This is a genomic window from Ruegeria sp. AB9 (assembly GCF_056542585.1).
In genome coordinates, this window is the sequence record NZ_JBQGAA010000003.1 from 65,849 (window position 1) to 89,619 (window position 23,771).

General features: G+C 57.0%; 26 protein-coding genes and 1 riboswitch. Of the genes, 11 read left to right on the top strand and 15 right to left on the bottom strand.

The genetic code is table 11. The features are described from left to right. Positions 1–2: 2 nt before the first annotated feature. Positions 3–1,688, bottom strand: coding sequence for a tryptophan halogenase family protein (locus ACR0K5_RS09335; RefSeq protein WP_480629432.1), 1,686 nt, complete (start codon positions 1,686–1,688; stop codon positions 3–5). 210 nt (positions 1,689–1,898) lie between these two features. Continuing rightward, entirely contained in the window at positions 1,899–2,435 is a 537-nt protein-coding gene (locus tag ACR0K5_RS09340; protein ID WP_480629433.1) for a hypothetical protein, read from the bottom strand. Between the two features lie 219 nt (positions 2,436–2,654). Between ACR0K5_RS09340 and ACR0K5_RS09345 the strand changes: the two genes are divergently transcribed. Beyond that, complete coding sequence (locus ACR0K5_RS09345) at positions 2,655–3,131, top strand: YHS domain-containing (seleno)protein (protein WP_480629434.1); 477 nt, start codon at positions 2,655–2,657, stop codon at positions 3,129–3,131. A 25-nt stretch (positions 3,132–3,156) separates the two neighbouring features. Here the strand turns inward: ACR0K5_RS09345 and cmk are convergent, their stop codons facing one another. From cmk to miaB, 10 genes are all read right to left on the bottom strand, one after another. Next, positions 3,157–3,774, bottom strand: a complete 618-nt coding sequence (gene cmk / locus ACR0K5_RS09350; protein WP_480629435.1) for a (d)CMP kinase — start codon at positions 3,772–3,774, stop codon at positions 3,157–3,159. Next, a complete protein-coding gene (aroA, locus tag ACR0K5_RS09355; RefSeq protein ID WP_480629436.1) occupies positions 3,771–5,117 on the bottom strand; it encodes a 3-phosphoshikimate 1-carboxyvinyltransferase in 1,347 nt (448 codons plus the stop codon). The genes cmk and aroA overlap by 4 nt, the downstream gene beginning before the upstream one ends. A gap of 67 nt (positions 5,118–5,184) precedes the next feature. Continuing rightward, positions 5,185–5,895, bottom strand: a complete 711-nt coding sequence (trmB, locus tag ACR0K5_RS09360) for a tRNA (guanosine(46)-N7)-methyltransferase TrmB (RefSeq protein WP_480629437.1) — start codon at positions 5,893–5,895, stop codon at positions 5,185–5,187. Positions 5,896–5,986: 91 nt separating this feature from the next. Beyond that, complete coding sequence (metK, locus tag ACR0K5_RS09365) at positions 5,987–7,168, bottom strand: methionine adenosyltransferase (protein ID WP_480629438.1); 1,182 nt, start codon at positions 7,166–7,168, stop codon at positions 5,987–5,989. Between the two features lie 5 nt (positions 7,169–7,173). Further along, a riboswitch (SAM-SAH riboswitch) is annotated at positions 7,174–7,223 on the bottom strand. A gap of 41 nt (positions 7,224–7,264) precedes the next feature. After that, positions 7,265–8,770, bottom strand: coding sequence for an apolipoprotein N-acyltransferase (gene lnt, locus ACR0K5_RS09370; protein ID WP_480629439.1), 1,506 nt, complete (start codon positions 8,768–8,770; stop codon positions 7,265–7,267). Then, positions 8,767–9,654: a hemolysin family protein gene (locus ACR0K5_RS09375; RefSeq protein WP_480629440.1), complete on the bottom strand. Its 888-nt coding sequence runs from the start codon at positions 9,652–9,654 to the stop codon at positions 8,767–8,769. The genes lnt and ACR0K5_RS09375 overlap by 4 nt, the downstream gene beginning before the upstream one ends. Positions 9,655–9,690: 36 nt before the next feature. Next, positions 9,691–10,185, bottom strand: coding sequence for an rRNA maturation RNase YbeY (gene ybeY, locus ACR0K5_RS09380; RefSeq protein WP_480629441.1), 495 nt, complete (start codon positions 10,183–10,185; stop codon positions 9,691–9,693). A 36-nt stretch (positions 10,186–10,221) separates the two neighbouring features. Further along, on the bottom strand, positions 10,222–11,244 hold the full coding sequence (locus tag ACR0K5_RS09385) for a PhoH family protein (RefSeq protein WP_480629442.1): 1,023 nt from the start codon (positions 11,242–11,244) through the stop codon (positions 10,222–10,224). A 136-nt stretch (positions 11,245–11,380) separates the two neighbouring features. After that, on the bottom strand, positions 11,381–12,145 hold the full coding sequence (locus ACR0K5_RS09390; protein WP_480629443.1) for an outer membrane protein: 765 nt from the start codon (positions 12,143–12,145) through the stop codon (positions 11,381–11,383). A gap of 174 nt (positions 12,146–12,319) precedes the next feature. Beyond that, positions 12,320–13,639, bottom strand: a complete 1,320-nt coding sequence (miaB, locus tag ACR0K5_RS09395) for a tRNA (N6-isopentenyl adenosine(37)-C2)-methylthiotransferase MiaB (protein WP_480629444.1) — start codon at positions 13,637–13,639, stop codon at positions 12,320–12,322. A gap of 122 nt (positions 13,640–13,761) precedes the next feature. On the opposite strand from miaB, the gene ACR0K5_RS09400 reads away from it, so the two are divergent. After that, positions 13,762–14,625: a glycosyltransferase family 2 protein gene (locus ACR0K5_RS09400; protein WP_480629445.1), complete on the top strand. Its 864-nt coding sequence runs from the start codon at positions 13,762–13,764 to the stop codon at positions 14,623–14,625. A 6-nt stretch (positions 14,626–14,631) separates the two neighbouring features. On the opposite strand, the gene ACR0K5_RS09405 is transcribed toward ACR0K5_RS09400, so the two are convergent. Next, the gene (locus ACR0K5_RS09405; protein WP_480629446.1) at positions 14,632–15,429 is read right to left on the bottom strand and encodes a phytanoyl-CoA dioxygenase family protein; all 798 of its coding nucleotides are present in this window, start codon (positions 15,427–15,429) and stop codon (positions 14,632–14,634) included. 84 nt (positions 15,430–15,513) lie between these two features. Between ACR0K5_RS09405 and ACR0K5_RS09410 the strand changes: the two genes are divergently transcribed. Further along, positions 15,514–16,410 (top strand): LysR family transcriptional regulator, encoded by an 897-nt coding sequence (locus ACR0K5_RS09410; protein ID WP_480629447.1) that lies wholly within the window; start codon positions 15,514–15,516, stop codon positions 16,408–16,410. 4 nt (positions 16,411–16,414) lie between these two features. Here ACR0K5_RS09410 and irrA read toward each other — a convergent pair whose 3' ends face one another. Further along, positions 16,415–16,831, bottom strand: a complete 417-nt coding sequence (irrA, locus tag ACR0K5_RS09415) for an iron response transcriptional regulator IrrA (RefSeq protein WP_117872833.1) — start codon at positions 16,829–16,831, stop codon at positions 16,415–16,417. Positions 16,832–17,017: 186 nt separating this feature from the next. Here irrA and fabA point away from each other — a divergent pair, with 186 nt between their 5' ends. The 4 genes from fabA to ACR0K5_RS09435 are packed head-to-tail and all read left to right on the top strand — an operon-like array spanning position 17,018 to position 19,841. Next, the gene (fabA, locus tag ACR0K5_RS09420) at positions 17,018–17,527 is read left to right on the top strand and encodes a bifunctional 3-hydroxydecanoyl-ACP dehydratase/trans-2-decenoyl-ACP isomerase (RefSeq protein ID WP_480629448.1); all 510 of its coding nucleotides are present in this window, start codon (positions 17,018–17,020) and stop codon (positions 17,525–17,527) included. A 49-nt stretch (positions 17,528–17,576) separates the two neighbouring features. Next, on the top strand, positions 17,577–18,806 hold the full coding sequence (fabB, locus tag ACR0K5_RS09425) for a beta-ketoacyl-ACP synthase I (RefSeq protein ID WP_480629449.1): 1,230 nt from the start codon (positions 17,577–17,579) through the stop codon (positions 18,804–18,806). Between the two features lie 5 nt (positions 18,807–18,811). Further along, positions 18,812–19,603 carry an enoyl-ACP reductase FabI gene (locus ACR0K5_RS09430; protein WP_480629450.1) on the top strand — a complete coding sequence of 264 codons (792 nt, stop codon included), beginning with the start codon at positions 18,812–18,814 and terminating at the stop codon, positions 19,601–19,603. Positions 19,604–19,661: 58 nt separating this feature from the next. Continuing rightward, positions 19,662–19,841 (top strand): hypothetical protein, encoded by a 180-nt coding sequence (locus ACR0K5_RS09435; RefSeq protein WP_480629451.1) that lies wholly within the window; start codon positions 19,662–19,664, stop codon positions 19,839–19,841. Between the two features lie 33 nt (positions 19,842–19,874). Here the strand turns inward: ACR0K5_RS09435 and ACR0K5_RS09440 are convergent, their stop codons facing one another. Further along, a complete protein-coding gene (locus ACR0K5_RS09440) occupies positions 19,875–20,303 on the bottom strand; it encodes an FKBP-type peptidyl-prolyl cis-trans isomerase (protein WP_480629452.1) in 429 nt (142 codons plus the stop codon). 126 nt (positions 20,304–20,429) lie between these two features. Between ACR0K5_RS09440 and ACR0K5_RS09445 the strand changes: the two genes are divergently transcribed. From ACR0K5_RS09445 to pcaD, 4 genes are read left to right on the top strand one after another with little or no spacing between them, the layout of a single operon-like run. Next, complete coding sequence (locus tag ACR0K5_RS09445; protein WP_480629453.1) at positions 20,430–21,116, top strand: haloacid dehalogenase type II; 687 nt, start codon at positions 20,430–20,432, stop codon at positions 21,114–21,116. Continuing rightward, positions 21,116–21,946, top strand: coding sequence for an alpha/beta fold hydrolase (locus tag ACR0K5_RS09450; protein ID WP_480629454.1), 831 nt, complete (start codon positions 21,116–21,118; stop codon positions 21,944–21,946). Before ACR0K5_RS09445 ends, ACR0K5_RS09450 begins: the two co-directional genes overlap by 1 nt. Next, positions 21,943–22,917: a threonine ammonia-lyase gene (locus tag ACR0K5_RS09455; RefSeq protein WP_480629455.1), complete on the top strand. Its 975-nt coding sequence runs from the start codon at positions 21,943–21,945 to the stop codon at positions 22,915–22,917. The genes ACR0K5_RS09450 and ACR0K5_RS09455 overlap by 4 nt, the downstream gene beginning before the upstream one ends. 60 nt (positions 22,918–22,977) lie before the next feature. After that, positions 22,978–23,766, top strand: a complete 789-nt coding sequence (gene pcaD, locus ACR0K5_RS09460; protein WP_480629456.1) for a 3-oxoadipate enol-lactonase — start codon at positions 22,978–22,980, stop codon at positions 23,764–23,766. The last annotated feature ends 5 nt before the right edge of the window (positions 23,767–23,771 follow it).

The window sequence follows — 23,771 nt, forward strand, 5'->3', positions numbered from 1 at the left end:
TTTTAGAACAGTTGCAAATCCTTCTTACCGCTTTGGATTTCAGCAAAGTCAGGCATGTTCTCGATTACCGCAGGCGCCGGTGCCGCTCCCGGCATCGCCACAGTGGGTTTCATTGCCGCCGCCATACCAAAGGCAGGTTGTTCAAGTTCCCCCCGAATATCGCGCAGCAGGGTTTTGTGATCCGGCATAGTTTTAATAATCTTCGCCAGGTCCATTTTCGCGCGTTTCATACCCTGAAACCAAATAGGTTTCTTCAACGGCCTCAGACGATCACGGATGCCAGAACCATAGCCTGTATCATAAACCTGTTTGCCCAAAAGAACGGTCTGATAAACGCGGCTGTCAAACAGCGTAGCGAACTCGATATCGTGGTCCATCGGCAGGCGGTACTGCCACAGTTCAAGGTTTTCGGCCAATCGATCCGGCACCTTCATCTCGGTGCGCGCGTCGATCCAGTATTGGTCATCCGTTCGGTTGCCTAATCGATAGTGCAGACAGATGAACTCGAGAACCTCGTTATAGAGCTTGTCCATCTGCCGATTATATCTGTCGCGTAGTGAGGGTTCGATATCCCGGGTGGGCAGATGCTCGGCAAACCAGCGTATCGCATGGTCGATCATATGGATCGCGGTGCTCTCAAGCGGTTCAATGAATCCGCCGGACAGACCAATCGCTACGCAGTTCTTGACCCATGCATTGCGAACGCGACCGACGCGCATCGGAATCACACGTGGCGTCAGACCCTTGCCGCTATCACCCAGCCATTCAAGATATTCGTCTGCCGCCTGATCATCCGTACGATGCGCAGACGAATAGACATAACCCGTACCCACACGGTTATAGAGCGGCACCCGCCACGTCCAACCCGCACCCAGAGCGGTAGACCGAGTAGCGCTTTCGATCTTTTCCGGGTCGGGATGCTCGATCTGCAACGCCAGGGCGCGATCATTGGGCAGATAGTCCGAGTAATCCAAAAACGGCTCACCCAGTGCCTTATTGATGATTAACCCCCTGAAACCGGTGCAATCCACGACCATTTCAATGTCATGGCGACCTTTGGCCTCCAGCATGAGATGACTGACGTTGCCCTGTTCATCCAACTCAACCGTTTGCACCTCATCCTGGATATGTTCCACTCCACGCTTGGTGCAGATCCTGGTGAGCATGCCCGCAAACTTTACGGCATCCAGATGATAGGCATACCCGAAACGTTGCTCAAATTCGGGCTGACCCAACTGACGCGCGCCCTTACACAGGCGGGCCAGATGATCATGCGGCGAGATGGACTGTGTAAAATCCCGGTCCCCGTTACCAAAGCGCAGGAAGTATTCGGCGGTCTCCAATCCTTCCAACATCTGGCCGTGGGCAAAGGGGTTCATGTAATCGATGCGATTGCCTTTGGCATCTTTGTTCCAGTTGCAGAATTTCACACCCAGCTTGAAAGACGCATTGGTCTCGCGAAAGAAATTCCTTTCTGAGATTCCTGCCTGACGAAGCGTGACAGGCATACGTGGAACCGTAGCCTCGCCCACCCCAACGGTAGAAATATTCGGGCTTTCGATCAGGCAGATTTGCGGGCGGTCCTTGGGCCCTGACGTGCGTGAAAACACCATGTCCAGGATTAGCGCGGTCATCCAACCAGCCGTACCGCCACCGACGATGGTGATTTTGTTCAAACGATTGTTCATGTAGTTTTGTCCCTGTTGGCTTGGGGGATTTTTTAGCCGCGTCCCCTTTTGTTTTTTGGGGTTGTATCGCGACTTTCCCTTTTCGCTGGGGAGAAACTATAGCAGCTTTCCTGTATCCATCTAGGGTCTATGACGACCAGATCCGAAAGCCCGGAATCGCGTTTTCAGAGAGACCGCTGATGTCACGATAGACACAATTCCGGGTGCAAGTCAGATCTCCTCGCCTTTCTTCAGCAGCTCTTCGATCAGAGCACGCTGCAGATCAGTGCTGTCGCCCCCGCCGAATTCCGCGGCACCTCCAGAATACAGGGTGCCATAAGTCTTGGCGATGTTCACAGTCTGGGCCAGCCCCGAGATCAGCTGGTCTTTTTTCAACAGAGACAACGGGTGGATATACGCGGCCCACAAAGTGCCATTGGCAATCGCGTAACGCGCATCAAGCGTGCTGTCAAAATTGGCCTGCATCATCCGGATCAGATCCTCGTCCGAAAGCGTCTCGGCACTACGGATCGGGACCATGGCCCGCATCCGATCCGCGTTGGTGTCGGTGATCACCAAAACCTGCACGCCCGCCACCGTCATTTGGAACCCGGGACCACTCGGCTCCGCTTCGGGATCGAGCGCAAAGAGAATATTGCCCAATCGTTCATAGGTCATCGGAGGCTCAGCTTCGTGGGGCTGTGGCACTGCCTCCTGAGCAGCGAGGCTTCCGGCAGCGAAAATCAGGAAGAAGGCTAATCGGATCATGAGGTCACTCCTGCAGGCTCTCTTTCACCATACGGGCAGAAGTTCACACAAACCAAACAAAGCTTAGTGAACGCATTCTTCACACCATTCAGTTACTTGTACGATCTGCAAGATCTGATGGCCTAACTGCGATTACGCGTCCGAATATCATCGACTAAATATGTTTCATCGGTCGACGGTCCGGTCGACCTGAACCCAGAACCAAAAAGGAAACGTGTAATGAAATCTCTCGTCTTCACCGCCCTGGCAGCCGCCATCACCCTGTCCGCACCAGCCTTTGCCGCCGACGAAGTCAACGTGTCCAACGGCATTTCGGCCGCAGGCGCGCCGCTGGCTGCACACGGGGTCGATCTGGTTGCACTGGTCAATGATGGCAACCCGGTCGAAGGCTTCGCCACCCACTCGGCGACCTATGACGGTGCGTCCTATTACTTCACCACGGCCGCGAACCTCGAGGCGTTCGAAGCAAACCCAGCGGCTTTTCTGCCGCAGCACGGCGGCTTCTGCTCGTTCGGCGTGTCGGTCGGCAAGAAGTTTGACGGTGACCCGGATCAATACCTAGTTGCAGATGGCAAACTGTATCTTTTCCTGAACGCCGAAACCCGCGCGGCCTTTCTGAAGGACGTTCCAACAACCGCAAAAACTGCGGACGATCAGTGGGCGAATATCAAAAGCATTGCCGTAGGCGAACTGTAAGGTCTGCCCCCCCTTGCCTGCGGCGTTAGCGCGTCGCGGGCAGTTTTGTGCTGATAACCTCAAGCGCTTTGGCCATTGCGGCCTCAATACTCAGATCTGTTGTGTCTAACCGCACTGCATCCTCAGCAGGCTTCATCGGAGCAGTGCTGCGCTCTGCGTCCCGCGCATCCCGCTCTTCGACATCTGCCAAAACCTGTTCGCGCGTTACATCAGCACCCTTTGCGCTAAGCTCCAGATATCGGCGTTGTGCACGCACTTGGGCGCTGGCGGTCACAAACAGCTTCACCTCGGCATGGGGACAGATCACCGTCCCAATGTCGCGCCCATCCAGAACGGCCCCGCCTGCCCTGCGGGCAAATGTACGTTGAAAATCCACCAGCGCCGCGCGAACCTCGGGGATTACCGCCACTTTGGACGCAGCCTGTGCGATTTCAGCAGTACGAAGATCTCCCTGCTCAAGCTCTTCGGCCGTGAGGGTTTGCGCAGCTTCAAGCGCACCAACGCCTTTGAGGGTACGTCGCCCGACGGCGCGATACAGCAAGCCGGTGTCCAGATGGGCAAAACCGAAATGCGCCGCAACGGCCTTGGAGATCGTGCCCTTTCCCGCGGCCGCAGGTCCGTCAATGGCGACCGTGAAGCTCACGAACGCTCTACCTTTGCACCCAGTGATGCCATCAGAGGTTCGAAGATCGGGAAGGAAGTCGCGATCGGGCCGCCATCATCCACGCTTACCGGGCTTTGTGCGCCCATGCCCATCACCATAAATGACATGGCGATGCGATGATCCAGGAAACTTTCGCAGGTGCCGCCGCCCGGGACGTTGCCAATGCCCAGCCCTTCGACCGACCACCATTCGTCGCCTTCGTTGACTGTCACTCCGTTGGCCCGCAGGCCACGGGCCATTGCGTCGATACGATCGCTTTCCTTCACCCGCAGCTCTTTCACGCCGCCCATCATCGTAGTGCCAGTCGCATTTGCGGCAACCACGGACAAAACAGGGTATTCGTCGATCATCGAAGCCGCGCGTTCTGGGGGCACATTGATGCCCTGCATGTTGGGAGAGTATTTTGCGCGCAGATCGGCAACCGGCTCGCCACCTTCTTCCCGTTCATTCTCATAGGTCAGATCCGCACCCATTTCGCGCAGGGTGGTGAACAGCCCCGCACGGGTAGGGTTCAATCCGATGCCCGGCACCAGTACATCCGATCCAGGCGTGATCAGTGCAGCACAAACCGGGAAGGCCGCGCTGGACGGGTCACGCGGTACGGCGATAACCTGCGGCTTCAGTTCGGGGCGGCCCGTCAGAGTGATGACACGGCCGTCATCGGTGTCTTCCACCGTAATCTCAGCGCCGAACCCGACCAACATCCGTTCGGAATGATCGCGGGTCGCTTCTTTTTCGATCACAACGGTTTTACCGGGGGCATTCAACCCGGCCAGCAGGACGGCCGATTTCACCTGGGCCGAGGGCACCGGAACTTCGTACCGGACCGGTGTCGGATCTGCCGCTCCGACGATGGTCATCGGCAACCGCCCACCGGACCGCCCAACCGATTGCGTGCCAAACAAGGCCAGAGGGTCAGTCACCCGCGCCATGGGGCGTTTGTTCAGGCTGGCATCACCGGTAAAGGTCGCTGTGATCGGAGAGGTTGCCATTGCTCCCATGATCAGACGCACGCCGGTGCCCGAATTGCCACAGTCGATCACCTGATCCGGTTCGGCAAATCCGCCTACGCCCACACCGTGTACGGTCCATTCACCGCCGCCGTGGTCCGTGACCACAGCCCCGAAAGCCCGCATGGCCTTGGCGGTGTCCAAAACGTCCTCACCCTCAAGCAAGCCCGAGATCCTGGTCTCGCCTACGGCCATGGCGCCAAGGATCAATGACCTATGCGAGATCGACTTGTCGCCGGGGACCTCGGCCGTGCCGGTCAGCGGGCCGCAGGGATGCGAGGTCATCGGGATGGGCGTGCCGTGTCCGGACATGGGGGCTCCTTTTGCGCTATCAGTCTTAGGCCGATTAGCGAATTGGGGCCGGTTGGTCCAGCGGCAATCAGCCTTTGCGGCTGAAGGTCAGGTAATGGGGCGTCCGGCCCTCGCGCAGTGCTTTCTGTTCGTAGCGCGTGGAAATCCAGTCGTCCCACGGTTCGCGCCAGTCCGAGGGGCGTTCCGCCAACCATTCAAACCCTGCACCCGGCATTTCTTCCAGCGTTTGCCGAACATAGTCGGGGATGTCGGTTGCGACCCGGAATATCGCCCCGGGTTTTAGCACCTTTGCCAGCGGCTCAAGGTGTTCCGGTGTTACAAACCGGCGACGATGGTGGCGCGTTTTGGGCCAGGGATCGGGATAGAGAAGAAACGCGCGCGAAATACTGGCATCCGGCAGCACGTCGAACAGATCACGCGCATCGCCGGGATGCACAGCAAGGTTTTCAATACCCGCTTGCCGGATTTTACCCAGAAGCATGGCAACGCCGTTGATGTAGGGCTCGGCCCCAATGATGCCAATGCCGGGATTGCTTTGCGCCTGATGCACCAGATGCTCACCGCCGCCAAAGCCGATCTCAAGCCAGACCGGCTTGCCTCCAAACAGCATGTCCAGGTCCAACGGCTTGCGCTCCGGGTTTGCGTCCCAGTCCACCGCGCCGGGTGACAATGCAACCAGGTCTTCGTTCAGATAGGTCTTCTGGCTGGGCTTCAGGGTCTTGCCCTTGAAACGGCCATAGAAGTTTCTGCGCGGGCGTTGTGGTGTCTCGGTGCTCATGGCGGTCGCCATACTGCGCGTCACAGTGCGTTGCAAGGGTGAGCGACACCCACAAGAAAAAGCGCGCCCCGGAAGGCGCGCTTTGTTCAGGTCAGACTGCGGATTTCAGTGCATCGACCAGGTCGGTGCGCTCCCAGCTGAACCCACCATCCTCGCTCGGCTGGCGACCAAAGTGACCGTAGGCCGCCGTCCGCTGATAGATGGGCTTGTTTAGCTGCAGGTGCTGACGAATGCCGCGCGGAGTCAGATCCATGATCTCTCCGACGGCTTTTTCGATCGCTGCATCCGCGATTTGCCCGGTCCCATGTGTATCAGCATAGATCGACAGCGGCTTGGAGACGCCAATCGCATAGCTCAACTGAATCGTGCAGTTCTCGGCCATACCAGCCGCGACAACGTTTTTTGCCAGATAGCGGGCGGCATAAGCTGCCGAGCGGTCAACCTTGGTCGGGTCCTTGCCCGAGAATGCGCCGCCGCCATGCGGGGCCGCACCACCATAGGTGTCGACGATGATCTTGCGTCCGGTCAGGCCCGCATCGCCATCCGGTCCACCGATAACGAACTTGCCGGTAGGATTGACGTGCCATTCTGTTTCAGCCGACAACCAGCCTTCGGGCAGTGTTTCGCGGATATAGGGCTCCACGATGGCGCGAATGTCATCCGAAGACAATGCTTCATCCAGGTGCTGCGTAGACAGAACGATCGAGCTGACGCCAACCGGTTTGCCGTCACGATAGACGACCGACAACTGCGACTTTGCATCTGGACCCAACGCAGGCTCGGTACCATTCTTGCGCACTTCAGCCAGACGTCGCAGGATGGCGTGCGAATACTGGATCGGCGCAGGCATCAGCGCTGGTGTTTCGGTGGTGGCATATCCAAACATGATGCCCTGATCGCCAGCGCCTTCATCTTTGTCCGCCGCAGAATCCACGCCCTGCGCGATATGGGCGGATTGTTCATGCAGCAGGTTCGTCACCTCGATGGTTTCGTGGTGGAACTTGTCCTGCTCGTATCCGATGTCTTTCACACAGTCGCGCGCAATCTGTTCGATGCGACCCATGTAGTCGTGCAGTTTGTCTTGATCAGACAGGCCAACTTCGCCACCGATCACGACCCGGTTGGTCGTGGCGAAAGTTTCGCAGGCCACACGTGCTTCTGGCTCTTCATTCAGAAATGCATCAAGGACAGCATCCGAAATCCGGTCACAGACCTTGTCCGGGTGCCCTTCGGAAACAGATTCCGAAGTAAATGTATAGTTCTGTCGGGACATAAATGTGCTCCATTAGGGGTTCCTCCGCCACGCCAGGAAGCCGTTGTGACAGATCACAGACGCTTACGCCCGCAAAAAGTTAGGGTCAATCTCTAATTACTTGCGGATGCGACGGACGTTGAACCACGCCAGCGCAGAAAGAAACAATAGCGCCACAAGAACAGGGCTATCCCCGATACGGGAATAAACTGTCGGCCGCTGTGGCTGCGACAGGATCGCGTCCACATATCCTGCCTTGCCCAACTCCAATGAGGCTGTGACCTGCCCCAGCGGGTCAATCATGGCCGATATTCCGGTATTGGCCGAACGGATCATTGGAAGGCCCTGCTCAATCGCCCTCATCCGGGCTTGCGCCAGATGTTGATATGGCCCTGAACGGGTTCCGAACCACGCGTCGTTGGTGATCTGCAACAGGAAATCTGCCCGACCCGGTGCTCCGTTCACATCCTGCGGGAATACAGCCTCATAACAAATCAGAGGCAACGCCCTGCCTAATTTGCCAACGTCCAGCAAATCGGGGCCCAGCCCTGCGCTGAATCCATGCCCCGTCGTGGACGCCAGCCCGGAAATCCCAAAGCGGCCCATCAACTCGCCAAAAGGGACATATTCCCCAAACGGGGCGAGATGGTGTTTGTCATACAGACCGCCCTGCCGCCCGGCTTCATCCAGATAGACCATCGAGTTAAATATCCTCGGACCGTCTCCGCGTTGAATCCCCAAAACCACAGACGTCCCTTGAGCCGCATCTGCGATAGCGGCCAAATACGGTTGTGCGCTGCCCAACCAGGCCGGAACTGCGGTCTCAGGCCAGACGATCAGGTCCGGTCTGGGCGTCGCAGCGGAATACTCAATCTGGCGGGCGAAGAACAAGGGCGCATAGGCCGGATCCCACTTTTGATGCTGCAGTGCATTTGGCTGAACCACACGAACCGTGTGCGGGCCTTCCAGAACCGATGGCCGCGTCGATGCATAGCCCATCGCCAAGACCACCATCGCAGCTGCAAAGCCCAATGGCCGTGCCAGCCCCCTTAAAGATCTTTCCTGAACCAATGCCGCCCCAATTGGGAACGCCACGGCAAATGTCAGGGCATTCAGCCCATACGGCCCGAATAAAGACAACAATTGCGCGACAGGCGTATCCACCCAGACTTGCGCCACTCCGGCCCAGGGGAACCCGGTCAAAACATAACCCCGCGCCAGCTCGGCCAGAGACAGCGTTGCGACCAGCAGAATGCTCTGTCGCATGGCAGTCGCGCCAGTATGTCGTGACAAGCGAAAGGCCACTGCCCAGAACAGGGCGAGCCCACTTGCCATGAACACCAGCGCAAACGGTGCCATCCACGCGTGGCGTTGTGCGTCCACTTGAAAAGGTTCGATGATCCAACTGAGCGCGTGCGCGAAGTAGCCTGTGGCGAAGAACCAGCCGACCCACCCCGCGCGGGCACGGGTTTCGCTGGCAAGGAACACCGGAACGATCAAAATCAGCGCAAGAACTGTGGCACCCCAATACCCATGCGGTGCTTGGCCAAAAGCGCCAACGGCGCCCAGAGCAGCGGCGACGAACAATCTCAACGATAACGGCCAGCCCCGGACAGGCGTCATGCAGCAATGTCCGGCAGCATAACGCGCAACCGTTTGATGCGCCGCGGGTCGGCTTCGATCACTTCAAACTCCGGGCCTTCAGGGTGGATCACGACCTCGCCCCGTGCCGGAACACGCCCGGACAGCATGAAGACAAGCCCGCCCAGCGTATCGATTTCCTCTTCATCCACGTCCTCGTGGCTGGTCAATGACCGACCGATTTCGGCCTCAAAATCCTCAAGCGGTACACGAGCCTGCACAACGTAGCAGCCCGGCTTTTCCTGTACCCAAAGCTGATCTTCGGCTGCGTCGTGTTCGTCCGCGATCTCACCCACCACCTGTTCAATCAGGTCTTCGATCGTCAGCAGGCCATCCACGCCGCCGTACTCATCAATCACCAACGCCATATGGCGGCGTTCGGTCTGCATCTTGGTCAGCAGGACACCGATTGGCATCGAAGGCGGCACGAACAAAAGCGTGCGCAGCATGGACGTCAGGTCAAATTCGCGCGCGTCGCCATTGAACCCATGGGTCAGTGCGAAATCCTTGAGGTGAACAAAGCCCAACGGCGTATCCAGCGTTCCTTCATAGACCGGAATTCTGGACAACCCACTGCCCCGGAATACATCCGCCAGTTCATCCTTGCTGATGGTGGACGGGACCGAGATAATTTCAGCTGTGGGAATGGCCACGTCTTCGACGCGCATCCGGCGCAGGTTTATCATCCCGTGGGGCTGAGCCGCCGCTGCGCTCTGCCCGTTCACTACAGGGTTCTGTTGGGTATCATGACCCGAAAACGCGTCGAAAATCCGGGATATAAACCCGCCTTTCTCGGTGGTGGTGGTGTTGCTTTCCTGAGGTTGCGCGCCTTGCGCCGCCCTAGAACTGCCGTCTGTATCGCCCATTACCTTGTTCCAATAGATCGGGTCGCAAGACCCACTTCATATCTTATATGGGTCATCTATACCTAATTTGCCAAGTATCTTGACCTCAATCTCTTCCATCAGAGCGGCATCGGGGTCACGAATGTGATCGTATCCCAGCAAATGTAATGTTCCATGAACAAGCAAATGAACGACATGATCGTCCATCGCCTTGCCTGCCTCATCCGCCTCACGGGCACAAGTGTCGTAAGAAATCGCAATATCACCCAGTGGAATTTCGCCGGTGAAATCCGGCTCTGGCGGATGCGGCACTTGCCCAGCTCTGTCCGGCGCCAGATCTCCAGCCGGCCAGCTCAGAACATTGGTGGGGGTTGGTTTGTTGCGAAACTCCGCGTTCAGTTCCGAAATGCGCACATCATCACACCCCAGAACGCTGATTTCGCAAAGCTCAGAGGCCAGTCCTGCATAGGACAGAACGGCAGAGATCGCCTGCCGAGATAAATCCTCGAGACCATGCCAACGGTCGTCTTCGACAGTGAGTTCCAGATTCATCTTGTTGCACGACAGCCCTGTGGGTGGGCCTTGTACTCAGCTGGTTTCGCGGCCCGCATCAGCCTCATACGCCTCGATGATCGCGGCCACAAGCGGATGGCGCACAACATCCTTCGACGTGAAATAGTTGAAGCTGATATTGGGGATCGTTTTCAAAAGTCTTTCCGCATCCCGCAGCCCAGACTGAACGCCGCGCGGCAAGTCCACCTGTGACCTGTCACCGGTGATAACCATGCGGCTGCCCTCACCCAAACGGGTCAGAAACATCTTCATCTGCATGGTTGTGGCATTTTGCGCCTCGTCCAGAACAACGAATGCATTGGCCAGTGTCCGCCCGCGCATGAATGCCAGTGGAGCGATTTCGATGCGTTTCTCTTCGATCAGCTTGGCCAGCTGTTTGCCAGGCAGAAAATCGTTCAGCGCATCGTAAAGCGGCTGCATGTACGGATCGACCTTGTCCTTCATGTCACCCGGCAGATAACCCAGTTTTTCACCTGCTTCGACCGCAGGGCGGCTCAGGATGATTCGATCCACGTGCCCGCCGATAAACATCGACACGCCAACAGCGACGGCCAGATAGGTTTTACCCGTGCCAGCAGGCCCGATGCCAAATGCAAGCTCGTTTTGGAACAACGACTGGACATAAGCTTTCTGGGCGTCCGTGCGCGGTTCGACCAGCTTCTTGCGCGTTTTGATCTCGACCGAACCACCCTTGAACATTTCAAGCTGATCGCCATCACGGCTGCCAGTTCCTTGCTCTGACGCACCCATACGCAGTTCTCGGTCCACGTCCGCAGCCTCGACCTCGCGCCCGCCTTCCAGCCGTGTGTAAAGCGATTGCAGCACCTCAATAGCCTGCTTCTGGGCGTCTTCATCGCCCATTACGACAAGCTGATTGCCACGGCGCACGATCTGGACGGAAAGTTTGCTTTCGATCTCGGCCAGATTGCGGTCGTATTCGCCGCACAGGTCAATCAACAATCGGTTGTCGGGAAACTCTACAAACGCCTCACGTTGGGGCATTTCATCTTGCGGTGGGGTCAGGGCACCGATGGCCAATCCGTTCTCCTGTCTTGGCAGTTCACCCCGAGCGTAGACAACAAATCTTGGTGGGCGCAAGCCACAGTTTCAAAAATTAACTCGCGGATGGCAAAAGCGCCGACCAGACAGGAGGGAACTGCCGGTCAGATGCGCATCAGAATGTGTAGTTCAGCCCGAATCTCAAACCGCCGTATTTTGGTGTGGACTTTGTGGAAAAGCCCGAGCCGAATTGAACGTCTTCGGATTTGAACTGGACGTATTCATATTCGCCGGTGATCGACCAATTGTCAGTCAGCTTGTGTTCTGCTCCGATACTTGCGGTATACCCACCCCGCCGATCCGACGCCGCAAAATTCTGTGTCGAAGTCCCAGTTGCGATGCTGTTGGTTGTCTCAACATCACCCCACAAGTAACCGACACTGAAAAAGTACAGAACCCGACCGTTTCGACTTGTCAGGCCATTTCGGTACCTAAGGGACAAAACGTCAGAAACCTCTGTCCCGCCCTGAACATCGGCACCGCCGATCTGGGTTCTGACACTATCGTCCAATGATCCGAAATCATATCCGACTTCAAAGCCGTAGACGAAATCACGCCCACCTCTAGATGGCAGAACGCCGCGCCACCCGCCGCGGACGCCCCCGTAAGCTCCGGATACATTCTGGTCGCCAACATCGAACAACCCTGCAGGTGTTCTCAGGCCAAATCGATCGTCCCCGCCCGAGCCGTAGCCGCCGCTAATCCCCAAGTAAAAAGCACTGACGTCGTTGCCATATTTCTTGGGGCTAATCACAACCGGATCGGTTGTTGTGCCCTTCAAATCCCCGGCGGTCGACGCACTGGCAAGAAGAGTGACCACAGAAGCCACGGGCAGTGTTTTCAGCAGGCTCACGGCCCTGAAGCTCTTTAGGATCGTCACTCGTACCTCCATCACTCCGACCTCTGGATCGGCGCATAATCGTTTTTGAGACGCAAAAAACCGACGCCCGAAAAAACATGGCTCCTCTCGGAGCATAGTTCCAAGCAATAAATCAAGGGTAAATTTTGGAAACAAACACCAACTATGGTGTCTGAACTGCGGAAATCTACCGGCTTAGAGCAGCTCACCCGCCAAAGAGTTGGCACCCGACTCGGTGATCCGGACCTCTTTCAGATCGCCAACTGCAATCTCGGGGCCTTTAACGTGCACCGAATGCAGATATTCCGACTTTCCGACCATCTGCCCAGACAGGCGACCCGGTTTTTCGAACAGTACGCGGACAGTACGGCCGACCATGCCGTCCTGAATTTCCCTTTGGTGGCGGGTGATAAGGGCCTGAAGTCGCTGCAAACGTTCATCCGCCGCTGTCGGATCGACCTGAGCCCGCTCGGCTGCCGGCGTTCCGGGGCGTGTGGAGTATTTGAAGGAATAAGCGTAGCCGTATTTGACCTCTTCAACCAAATCCATTGTTGCCTGAAAATCCTCTTCCGTCTCCTCGGGGAAACCGACGATGAAATCCCCTGACATCACAATATCGGGGCGCGCTGCACGAATTCGTTCGATCAGGCGCAGATAGCTTTCTGCCGTATGGCTGCGATTCATTCGTTTGAGAATTCGATCCGAACCCGATTGAACCGGCAGGTGCAGATACGGCATCAGCTTATCGCAGGTACCATGCGCCTCGATCAGGTCATCTGCCATGTCGTTGGGGTGTGAGGTAGTAAAGCGGATTCGCTCTAGCCCGTCGACCTTGTTCAACTCCCAGATCAAACCCGCCAGAGTCATGTCACCGTGCGAACCGGCACCGTGATAGGCATTGACGTTCTGCCCCAGCAAAGTGATCTCGCGCACGCCGCGTTCGACGAGATCGTGGGCTTCGCGGATGATGCGATCCGCAGGGCGGCTAACTTCAGCGCCACGGGTATAAGGCACCACGCAAAAAGCGCAGAATTTGTCGCAACCTTCCTGAACAGTCAGAAACGCCGTCGGGCCGCGCTTGGCCTTGGGACGGTTTTTCAGTTTTTCGAACTTGTCTTCCTCGGGGAAATCCGTGTCCAGCGCTTTTTCGCCCGCTCGGGTTTTGGCCTCCATCTCGGGCAGGCGGTGATAGCTTTGCGGACCTACCACCAGATCAACCAGTGGCTGGCGACGCATGATCTCTTCACCCTCGGCCTGCGCGACACAACCCGCAACACCGATTTTCAGGTCAGGCTTCTCGGCCTTCAGGCCTTTGAAGCGGCCGAGTTCCGAATACACTTTCTCCGCCGCCTTTTCACGAATGTGGCAGGTGTTCAGCAGGATCATATCTGCATCGTCAGGCGTCTTGGTTTCGACATAGCCCTGCCCGCCCAGCGCCTCGGACATGCGTTCGCTGTCATAGACATTCATCTGACAGCCATAAGTCTTGATAAACAGCTTTTTCGGTTCGGACATGGGGTGGGCCTTTGCATTCGCTGGATCGGCGTCATCTATACGCTTCGAACGCCGCTTGCAATGCGGGCGCATTTACCCGAATTTGGCTGAACTTTCCAGCAAGGCCGAACCGAACACACCCGATGAAGTACGATTCTCTCGACCATTTCCTGAATTCGGGTCAGGCCGCATTGGCCAAAGGCCCCGTTGCACTGATTTTTGCCGAGGACGAAGTGGAGCTGGCAAGCACGTTGCACCACCATCTGAAGCTGGGCTTCAAGTCGGTCATAGTCTTTGCACCAGACGAGTTTCATCTGACGGAGGACTTGTCCACCAAAGTGCATCGGGTCAGTTTGAAATGTGTTCCACGGATGGTGGTGTTTGATACCATAAACAGGATTATTCAGACCGCCCCCGGTATCTGGATGTACTATTGCTACAATGCCGAATACCTGTTCTTTCCATTTTGCGAAACGCGAAGCGTGGGCGAAATGCTGGTCTTTCATGGCGAAGAGCGGCGCAACGCGATGCTCAGCTATGTCATCGACCTGTACGCAGAGGATTTGAACGTACACCCCAATGGCGTGGCCCCCGATCAGGCCTTGTTTGACAGTAAGGGGTATTACGCCCATACCCGCCATGACCCGACGGGGCAGCCGCTGGATCGTCAGGTGGATCTTTCAGGCGGGTTGCGATGGAGGTTCGAGGACCACATCCCTTATGAACGTCGCCGGATCGACCGCATCGCTCTGTTCCGGGCTCAGAAAAATCTGGCATTGAGCTCTGACCATACCTTTAACGAACCGGAATACAATACCTATTCCTGCCCCTGGCATCACAACATGACAGCCGCCATTTGTTCTTTCCGGGCAGCGAAGGCTCTGAAAACAAACGCCGGATCAACGTTTGACATCCGCAGCTTTCGCTGGCGCAATTCGGTGCCGTTTGAATGGCATTCCCGCCAGCTGCTGGACCTCGGTCTAATCGAGTCAGGTCAGTGGTTCTGAGCCGCCTTAACGCTGCAACAGCATCGGAAACCAATCCTCGCGCAGGCGCTGTCCCGGCGTCATCTCGTGCCCGGGGAACGGGGGTGAGGTTCGGCCGGGGCGCTCTACATACCGGGCATCGTCGCCCACCAGCCGAAGGGAAAAGGCGCGGCGACGGCTGTCCGACTGGTTCCCGCGCGCACCGTGTAGGGTGCGATAGTTGAATGCGACCGCATCGCCAGGCTCCATTTCAAATTCGACTACCTTCATTCCCTCGGCATCGGGATCCGGCACGGGAATGTACTGACCTTCATCCGCAAAAAAGTCTTCTTCGGAAACCCAGCGGGTTGGCAAAACCTCTTTCTCCCACCGGTGTGATCCGGCGACACAACGCAGAGTTGCCTGTCTGACCGGATCAAGCGGCGACCAGAAGCTGATGGTCTGCTGGCCTTCGACGAAATAATATGGACCATCCTGATGCCATGGCGTCGCCATGGACGTTCCGGGCTCTTTGACCAGCACGTGATCATGGAACATCTGAACGCAATTTGATTGCATCAGATCTGCGGCAACTTCGGCTGCGGGAGAGGTCTCGATCACCTCGCGGAACTGTGGAATCCGAGTCCAGTTGCAGTAATCATCAAAGAAACGACCTGTTTCACCAGACTTCTTGTTTTCGGACGCGTAGGGACCGGGTTCGGCCATGTTTACAGCCACCCCATCCCGCAATTGTTCCACGTGGTCCGCGAACAGTCCTTTGATCAGGACGACGCCATCCGCCTGATAAGTATCGATCATCTGCTGAGAAACGAGAGGGTGCGGCATCAGAGTCTCCTTTTTCTTTTTCTATTTTTGCTCTGAAAATTGTATTCTATTCAAATCATATCTTTCGAAGTTATTATTAATTTCATGTTATACATTTCACTGCGCCAATATGAATACGTCTGTGCCGTCGGGCGCCATGGCAGCCTGTCCGCGGCAGCCCAGCATCTGAATGTATCGCAACCGGCCTTGTCTACTGCGCTGACGCGCGTTGAAGCGCATCTGGGGTATCCGTTATTCATTCGCCGACGAGGTGCGGCCATGGCTCTGACACCTCAGGGGCGTACGTTCATAGACCAGGCTGAGATCCTGCTGAATAAGGCCGCCCGAATCGAAGCGTCCGATACCTCCGTATCGGGAACAACCCGGTTGAGGTTAGGTTGTTTCACGGATCTGGCCCCCTTCCTGCTCGCCCCAGCCTTGCAACATCTTCGCAACACCTTCCCCAATATCACCGTCACATACATAGCGGAGTCCTTCGAAGGGCTATTGAACGGGTTGATTGATGGTCAGATTGACATCGCGATTACGTACGACCTGACCATGGACGCAGGGTTCGCCCGCAAAAAAATGTTCGACAGCAGACCGAAGGCCCTGATGTCCCCGGATCATCCGCTGGCAACAGCCAACGAAGTCACTCTTGCCGCGTTGGAAGGCCACCCGCTGATTTTGTCTGCCGAAGGCTTGTCCGCGCAACATATTCTCAGCCTGTTTCGGCAAAACGGTCTACGCCCGACCGTCGCACACCGGGCAGCATCCCTTGAGATTCAGCGCAGCCTTGCCGCTCATGGCGAGGGAATCGGGATCAGCTACGCCAGCCCACCCAGCACCTTCAGCTATGACAATAAGCGTCTGGTCAGCCTGCCGATAACCGATCAGGACGCAGCAGAATCCGTAGTTCTGGCACGGCATGGCACTGGTCCGGCTAACTCGCTTATAGAAAAGGCCGAACGCGTGCTCTTAGCCGGATTAACGGATGTTTAAAGCGTCACTTCCTGCGCAAGCGAATGACGACATCGACCGATGCGATCTCGACACCTTCCGGCGCTTCGGGAAGACGCTGGATGACCAGTTGGTCCGACGGCGCATCACTTAGCCTCGCGTCGTCTTCCCAATAGAAATGTGGATGATCATGCGTGTTTGTATCGAAATAGCTCTTCGATCCGTCCACCGTGATCTCCTGCAAAACGCCGGCATCGCAAAACGCGCGGAGCGTGTTATAGACCGTCGCCAAAGACACAGCATCCCCGTTCGCCTTCGCCGATTCAAAAAGGCTTTCTGCCGTGACGTGCCGATGGCGGCCGTCGCCTACCAGAAGCTCGGCCAGCGCCACACGCTGACGCGTCGGTCTCAAGCCGGCATTCACCAGCCAACCCGTTGCGATTTCTCGGCTCTGAGGTGTCATCGATCCGATACCCATAGTTGCTGCCTTATATATAGGGGCGCATCACTGGCAATTTCAAATGAAATTCATTCGCAAAGATGGTCGCTTACACAACATGATGTGGCGTGCCGCTCTTGCAGGACCTTGCAAACGGGTGCTAGACGAGGCCAGATACAAAGACAGACCCCCGGCAGGAAAGGCGGCAGAATGGCCCAGTTCCCAAGCAGTTTTGACAAAGATGATCTGCTGAAATGCGCCCGAGGCGAATTATTCGGCCCCGGCAACGCACAATTGCCCGCCCCACCGATGCTGATGATGGACCGGATTACCGATGTCTCAGGCGATGGCGGTGCACATGGTAAAGGCCACGTTGTGGCTGAATTCGATATCACGCCGGACCTGTGGTTCTTTGATTGCCATTTCCCTGGCAACCCGATCATGCCCGGCTGCTTGGGTCTGGATGGCCTGTGGCAGTTGACGGGTTTCAATCTGGGCTGGCGCGGCTGGCAGGGACGTGGCTATGCGCTGGGCGTAGGTGAGGTCAAGCTGACAGGAATGGTCCGCCCCGACCGCAAAATGCTGACATATTATGTAGACTTCACCAAAGCCCTTCAGACCCGCCGCCTGACTATGGGTGTGGCGGATGGCCGGGTCGAAGCTGATGGCGAAGTAATTTATCAGGTCAAGGACATGAAAGTTGCACTGTCCGAAAGCTGACCCCAGTTGCCAGACAATGCACTGAACACGTAACTACAGGAGTACGCTTATGCGTCGCGTCGTCGTCACCGGACTGGGGGTCGTTTCCTCCATCGGGAACAATGCCGAAGAGGTTCTGGCCTCACTCAAAGCGGGCAAATCCGGGATCGAGGCCAATGAGCAGATGGTCGAACATGGCTTTCGCAGCCAGATCGCCGGAACGCTTAAAATCGACGTGACAGAGCATGTGGACAAACGCACGCTGCGCTTCATGGGTCCCGGTGCGGCATATGCCCATATCGCGATGACCCAGGCAATTGCCGATTCCGGTCTGACAGAAGAGCAAGTGGTCAACCCACGCACCGGTCTGGTGGCCGGGTCCGGTGGCCCATCCACCAGCGCTATGCTGACGGCGCATCAGACCGTTCTGAAAACCGGAGCAACCAAGCGGATCGGACCGTTCGCCGTGCCGAAATGCATGTGCTCGACGATTTCCGCGAACCTTGCCACGGCGTTCAAGATCAAGGGGATCAACTACTCGATCACCTCGGCTTGTTCGACCTCGCTGCATTGCATCGGCAACGCGGCGGAACAGATCATGCTGGGCAAGCAGGATGTGATGTTCGCGGGCGGCGGCGAGGAACTGGACTGGACACTCTCCTGCCTGTTCGATGCCATGGGTGCGATGTCATCGAAGTACAATGACACGCCTGAGAAAGCCTCGCGTGCGTTCGACGAAAACCGCGATGGTTTCGTAATCTCTGGCGGCGGCGGTATCGTTGTTCTGGAAGAGCTGGATCATGCTCTGGCCCGCGGCGCCAAAATTTACGCTGAAGTTACAGGTTATGCAGCAACGTCAGACGGCCACGACATGGTGGCCCCTTCCGGCGAAGGCGGCGAGCGCGCAATGCGTCTTGCTTTGGATACCCTGCCCGAAGGCCGCAGGGTCGGCTATATCAATGCCCACGGCACCTCGACCCCAGTCGGCGATGTGGGTGAAGTCGAGGCCGTGCGCCGCATCTTTGGCGAAGGCAATGTACCCCCCATTTCCTCGACCAAGTCGATGACAGGCCACGCTCAGGGCGCGGCGGGCGCGCTTGAGGCAATCTTCTGCCTGCTGATGCTGGACAATGATTTTATTACGCCATCGATCAATGTCGATACGCTTGCCGAAGGCATCCAGCCCGGTGAAATCGCAACTCAAGTGGTTGAAAATGCAGGATTGGACAGTGTCATGACCAACAGCTTCGGCTTTGGCGGCACAAACGGATCCATGGTTCTGTCAAAGTATAACGGGTGAAAGTGATGTCGGATCTTCTTAAGGGTAAACGCGGCCTGATCATGGGCGTGGCCAATGACCGCTCGATTGCGTGGGGCATTGCCAAGGCCATGCATGAGGCCGGTGCAGAACTGGCATTCACCTACCAGGGTGAGGCATTTGGCAAACGGCTGGAGCCGCTGGCGCAAAGCCTGGGCAGCGATTTCATGGTCGATGCGGATGTCACCGACGACGAGTCTCTGGATCGCGCCTTTGGCGAACTGGCCAAGCGTTGGCCCACCATCGATTTCGTGGTCCATGCTATCGCTTATTCGGATAAATCCGAGCTGACAGGCCGGTTCCTGAATACAACACGGGCGAATTTCAAACATTCGATGGATGTTTCGGCCTATTCTTTCATCGAGGTCGCGCGCCGTGCTTATCCGTTGATGAAAGACAACGGCGGCTCTCTGCTGACCCTGACCTATCAGGGGTCCAACCGGGTTGTACCGAACTACAACGTGATGGGTGTCGCCAAGGCCGCTCTGGAATCGGCGACGCGCTATCTGGCCAACGATCTTGGCCCCGATGGCATCCGCGTGAACGCGATTTCCCCGGGACCGATGAGAACACTCGCCGGGGCAGCCATTGGCGGCGCACGCAAGACTTACAAGTTCTGCGATCAGAATGCGCCAATGCGTTCTAATGCAACGCTTGAAGCTGTTGGCGGAACCGCTGTGTATCTGACATCGGATGCAGGAGCCTGCACATCTGGTGAAATCATCCGCGTCGACGGTGGCTTCCACGTGCTGGGCATGCCGCAACCCGAAGCCATGTGACCATATCTTTCCCTGCCGCCGCCAAGATTTCACCATCTTTGCGCGGCAGGACATCGATATGAGCAAACTAGACCAAATCATTGCAAACAATGCACGCGCAACGCAAAGTCGGCGAAAGCCCGGTTTTCTAAGCCAGCGGGCTCGCGTGCTTTTGCTTACTTTGACTTCACTGTTGCTGGTGTTTGTCTTCTTTACTCAGCCACAGGTGCGTGAAGCGATTCACTCTCTGATAGGCTGAGATCCGGGCCGGAAATCCGGCCCGAACCACGTCTCAGTTGATTGAGACGACTTCGATTTCGAAAACCAGGTCCTGCCCGGCCAACGGGTGATTTGCGTCCAGCGTCACAGTTGCGTCGTTTGCGTCCACAACCGTTACCGGCACGGCCTGACCCTCTGGCGTTTGCATCTGCAACTGCGTTCCGGGGTCCAGAGGAATGTCATCCGGGATGCCCTCACGGGGAATTTCCTGACGCATCGCCGGATTGATCGGGCCGTAAGCATCCGCACAAGCAATCTCAACCCGCTTTTTATCTCCGGTGGACAGACCGGGCATGGCACTATCCAGACCCGGAATGATCTGACCAGACCCAACAACGAACTCCAGCGGATCGCGTCCGTCCGAGCTGTCAAAGACTTTGCCGTCCAGCAGCGTCCCGGTGTAATGGATGCGAACAGTGTCGCCTTGTTTGATTTCGGTCATCGTGGCCTCCGGCCGTTCTAAGGTGTTAAGCGGCCAACCCTAGAGGTTGACACAATGTTGTAAACCCTAGGCTCTTTCACCCCATCCCCTGTTGTGCCAACCTGCGCGCAATCAGAGGAGGATCAAATGGCGATCACGACCTGTGTGTTCGACGCCTACGGAACACTATTCGATGTCGCGGCGGCCGCCAGACAGGCGGCAGACGAGCCGGGGTTTGAAACCCTGAAAGACAAATGGCCCACAGTCGCGGGACATTGGCGCCTGAAACAATTGCAGTACACATGGCTACGCGCCGTGGCAGATGCGCATGCAGATTTCTGGGACGTCACCCAAGACGGGCTGGGTTGGGCGCTTGAGGCTGCAGGCTTGCAGGGCAATCCAGAGTTACGTCAGCGCCTTCTCGATTTGTATTGGGAGTTGCAGGCCTATCCCGAAGTTCCTGCCATGTTGAAGGCCCTCAAGGATGGCGGGTTGCAGACGGCGATCCTATCCAACGGTTCGCCGCCCATGCTTGATGGCGCAGTACAATCTGCCGGGATCGGCGATGTTTTGGATGATGTTCTGTCGGTAGAGAGTGTCGGCGTCTTCAAACCCCATTCCCGCGTCTATGATCTGGTTCAAGAGAGGTTTGGCTGCGCCCGTGATGAGGTATTGTTCGTCAGTTCGAACGGCTGGGATGCTGCCGGGGCCAGCGGGTACGGCTTTATTACCGCATGGGTCAATCGGATTGGCGAACCGATGGACCGCCTACCGTGGACCCCGTCACATGTCTTATCTGATCTGACTTCGATTCCAAAACTGGCAGGCCTCTGATGTCAGACTTCATGGCATCAGACGGCAGGCGCATTTTCTACGAGGAGACCGGCACCGGTACACCGCTTTTGTGTTTGGCCGGTCTGACCCGAAACAGCCGCGACTTTTCGTTCTTTGCCCCTCATGCAGCTGACTCGCGCATGATCGCGATGGATTACAGAGGGCGCGGCCGTTCGGAATACGATCCCGATTTCATGAATTACAACATCTTTCGCGAATCCCTTGACGCGATTGAGCTTCTGGATGCTTTGGGCATCGAGAAAACAGCCATTCTCGGCACTTCTCGCGGCGGATTGATCGCCATGGCACTGGCCGCAAGCCATCCCGAACGTCTGGCTGGTGTGATCCTGAATGACGTAGGGCCGGTCATTGAGCCGTCAGGAATCGCGAAAATCATGGCCTACGTGGGCACACAACCCACCGCACAAAACTATGATGACGCCGCTGCCGCTCTAAAACACGTAATGGAGCCGCAGTTTCCCGGTGTTCCGTTGGAAACTTGGCGAAAACAGGCTGAAACTCAGTACGAAAAGAGGGATGATGGTCTGAAACTTCGATACGATCCAGCCTTGCGCAATGCGCTTCTTGAGCAAGCTGCAAGCGGGGCAACACCTGATCTATGGGTGTTTTTCGAAGCCTTGCGCGGCATTCCCACTGGTGTAATCCGGGGCGCAAACTCCGACGTTCTGGGCGCGGGCACGCTGGCGGAGATGCACAAACGTCATCAAGGCCTGATCTCGGTCGAGGTGCCGGATCGCGGGCATGTTCCGTTCCTGAATGAACCCCAGTCACTGGACCTGATACAGAAGGTATTGAAGAGCGCCGTATGAGCACAATTGCAATGATCGAAGCCGCCGCAGAGCGGCTGAAAGGACACGTTCGCGAAACGCCGATCCTGTCTTCGCCCTTTCTTGACACGATCGCGGGGCGCCGGATTTGGATCAAACCGGAATGCCTGCAACATACCGGCAGTTTCAAGTTCCGCGGGGCGTGGTCGGCCATATCCGCGCTGGATAAGGCCATACGCCAGCGTGGTGTGATCGCATATTCTTCCGGTAACCACGCGCAGGGCGTCGCGATGGCCGCATCGAAACACGGTATTGCCTCGGTCATTGTCATGCCGTCAGACGCGCCGCAGCTTAAGATCGACAATACTCGTGCTCTGGGCGGCGAAGTCGTTTTGTATGATCGCGCAAATGAAAGCCGGGAGGAGATTGGCGAAGCCATCGCGGCAGAACGCGGTCTGACCCTGATCCGTCCCTATGACGAACCGCAGGTCATCGCCGGACAGGGCACCACCGGGCTTGAAATCGCCAGACAAGCGGCAGAACTTGGGGTTTCACAGGCGGATGTTCTGATCTGCTGCGGCGGCGGAGGTTTGACGTCTGGTATTGCGCTGGCGCTGGAAAAGCACGCGCCGAACCTAAGGGCACGCCCGTGTGAGCCAGAAGGGTTCGATGACGTCAAACGATCTTTGGCGTCAGGTCAAATTCAAAACAACAACGCGGCTTCAGACAACATTTGCGATGCCATCCTGACACCGCAGCCCGGCGACATCACCTTTCCGATCCTTCACCGCCTGTGCGGGCCGGGAATTTCGGTCACCGAAGAAGAGGTCTTGCAGGCCATGGCGCATGCCTTCCTGCGCCTCAAAATCATACTGGAACCCGGCGGCGCGGTAGCACTGGCTTCGGCGCTTTTTCGGGGGGACGAGATCGAAGGCGGCGACGTGATCGTCATAACTTCGGGAGGGAATGTCGATCCGGAAGTTTTTGCTAAGGCGTTGGAATTCCTGACCTGACAGGCGCGCGAAAGCTGTGCAAATTGCAGCTTGAACGCCACGACGACAAGGACGTGAGTCATGAAGATCGCTGATCTGGGCGACGTGAAACTGAACTACCGAATCGACGGCCCGGCGGGCGGCGCACCAGTGGTGTTCGCCAATTCCCTGGGAACCGATCTGCATCTGTGGGACGCGGTGCTGCCGCACCTGCCCGACGGGCTGCGCATCATCCGATATGACAATCGCGGGCACGGGCAATCTTCGGTACCGCCTGCGCCCTACTCGATGGGTGCTTTGATTCGCGATGCCGAAGCGCTGCTGGATCACCTGCAGGTTCGCGATTGCGTCTTTGTCGGTCTTTCCATTGGCGGAATGATCGCACAAGGGCTTGCGGTCAAACGCATGGATCAGATTCGTGCATTGGTGCTGTCGAACACAGCCGCCAAAATCGCCCCACCTTCAGTCTGGCAGGAACGCATTCAGGCTGTGCGTAACGACGGAATTGAAGCGTTGGCAGATGCTACGATGGAACGCTGGTTCTCTCGGGAATTCCGCAACGCTCAAAACCACCTGCCGTGGCGGGACATGATGGTGAGCCAGTCGATAGAAGGGTATCTGGGCTGTTGTGCGGCCATTGCCGGGACCGATTTTTATACACCCACAAGCGGTCTTCGGCTGCCCACGCTTGGCATTGCGGGCAACGAAGACGGTTCAACCCCACCCGACTTGGTGCGGGAAACGGTTGATCTTATTCCCGGATCCCGATTTCAGCTGATCCGCCGCGCAGGGCATTTGCCTTGCGTTGAAAAGCCAGCGGAATACGCGGAAATCCTGACAAGTTTCTTAACCGAAATCGGGCATGTCTGAAGGAG

Coding starts and splice junctions, on each gene's coding strand:
- fabA (WP_480629448.1), top strand. CDS start 17,018: ATGGCCCAGTTCCCAAGCAGTTTTGACAAAGATGATCTGCTGAAATGC.
- ACR0K5_RS09340 (WP_480629433.1), bottom strand. CDS start 2,435: ATGATCCGATTAGCCTTCTTCCTGATTTTCGCTGCCGGAAGCCTCGCT.
- ACR0K5_RS09345 (WP_480629434.1), top strand. CDS start 2,655: ATGAAATCTCTCGTCTTCACCGCCCTGGCAGCCGCCATCACCCTGTCC.
- lnt (WP_480629439.1), bottom strand. CDS start 8,770: ATGACGCCTGTCCGGGGCTGGCCGTTATCGTTGAGATTGTTCGTCGCC.
- ACR0K5_RS09405 (WP_480629446.1), bottom strand. CDS start 15,429: ATGCCGCACCCTCTCGTTTCTCAGCAGATGATCGATACTTATCAGGCG.
- ACR0K5_RS09450 (WP_480629454.1), top strand. CDS start 21,116: ATGTCAGACTTCATGGCATCAGACGGCAGGCGCATTTTCTACGAGGAG.
- ACR0K5_RS09445 (WP_480629453.1), top strand. CDS start 20,430: ATGGCGATCACGACCTGTGTGTTCGACGCCTACGGAACACTATTCGAT.
- ACR0K5_RS09335 (WP_480629432.1), bottom strand. CDS start 1,688: ATGAACAATCGTTTGAACAAAATCACCATCGTCGGTGGCGGTACGGCT.
- pcaD (WP_480629456.1), top strand. CDS start 22,978: ATGAAGATCGCTGATCTGGGCGACGTGAAACTGAACTACCGAATCGAC.
- fabB (WP_480629449.1), top strand. CDS start 17,577: ATGCGTCGCGTCGTCGTCACCGGACTGGGGGTCGTTTCCTCCATCGGG.
- ACR0K5_RS09435 (WP_480629451.1), top strand. CDS start 19,662: ATGAGCAAACTAGACCAAATCATTGCAAACAATGCACGCGCAACGCAA.
- ACR0K5_RS09455 (WP_480629455.1), top strand. CDS start 21,943: ATGAGCACAATTGCAATGATCGAAGCCGCCGCAGAGCGGCTGAAAGGA.
- ACR0K5_RS09410 (WP_480629447.1), top strand. CDS start 15,514: ATGTTATACATTTCACTGCGCCAATATGAATACGTCTGTGCCGTCGGG.
- irrA (WP_117872833.1), bottom strand. CDS start 16,831: ATGACACCTCAGAGCCGAGAAATCGCAACGGGTTGGCTGGTGAATGCC.
- ACR0K5_RS09430 (WP_480629450.1), top strand. CDS start 18,812: ATGTCGGATCTTCTTAAGGGTAAACGCGGCCTGATCATGGGCGTGGCC.
- miaB (WP_480629444.1), bottom strand. CDS start 13,639: ATGTCCGAACCGAAAAAGCTGTTTATCAAGACTTATGGCTGTCAGATG.
- trmB (WP_480629437.1), bottom strand. CDS start 5,895: ATGAGCACCGAGACACCACAACGCCCGCGCAGAAACTTCTATGGCCGT.
- ACR0K5_RS09400 (WP_480629445.1), top strand. CDS start 13,762: ATGAAGTACGATTCTCTCGACCATTTCCTGAATTCGGGTCAGGCCGCA.
- ACR0K5_RS09375 (WP_480629440.1), bottom strand. CDS start 9,654: ATGGGCGATACAGACGGCAGTTCTAGGGCGGCGCAAGGCGCGCAACCT.
- aroA (WP_480629436.1), bottom strand. CDS start 5,117: ATGTCCGGACACGGCACGCCCATCCCGATGACCTCGCATCCCTGCGGC.
- ACR0K5_RS09440 (WP_480629452.1), bottom strand. CDS start 20,303: ATGACCGAAATCAAACAAGGCGACACTGTTCGCATCCATTACACCGGG.
- ybeY (WP_480629441.1), bottom strand. CDS start 10,185: ATGAATCTGGAACTCACTGTCGAAGACGACCGTTGGCATGGTCTCGAG.
- metK (WP_480629438.1), bottom strand. CDS start 7,168: ATGTCCCGACAGAACTATACATTTACTTCGGAATCTGTTTCCGAAGGG.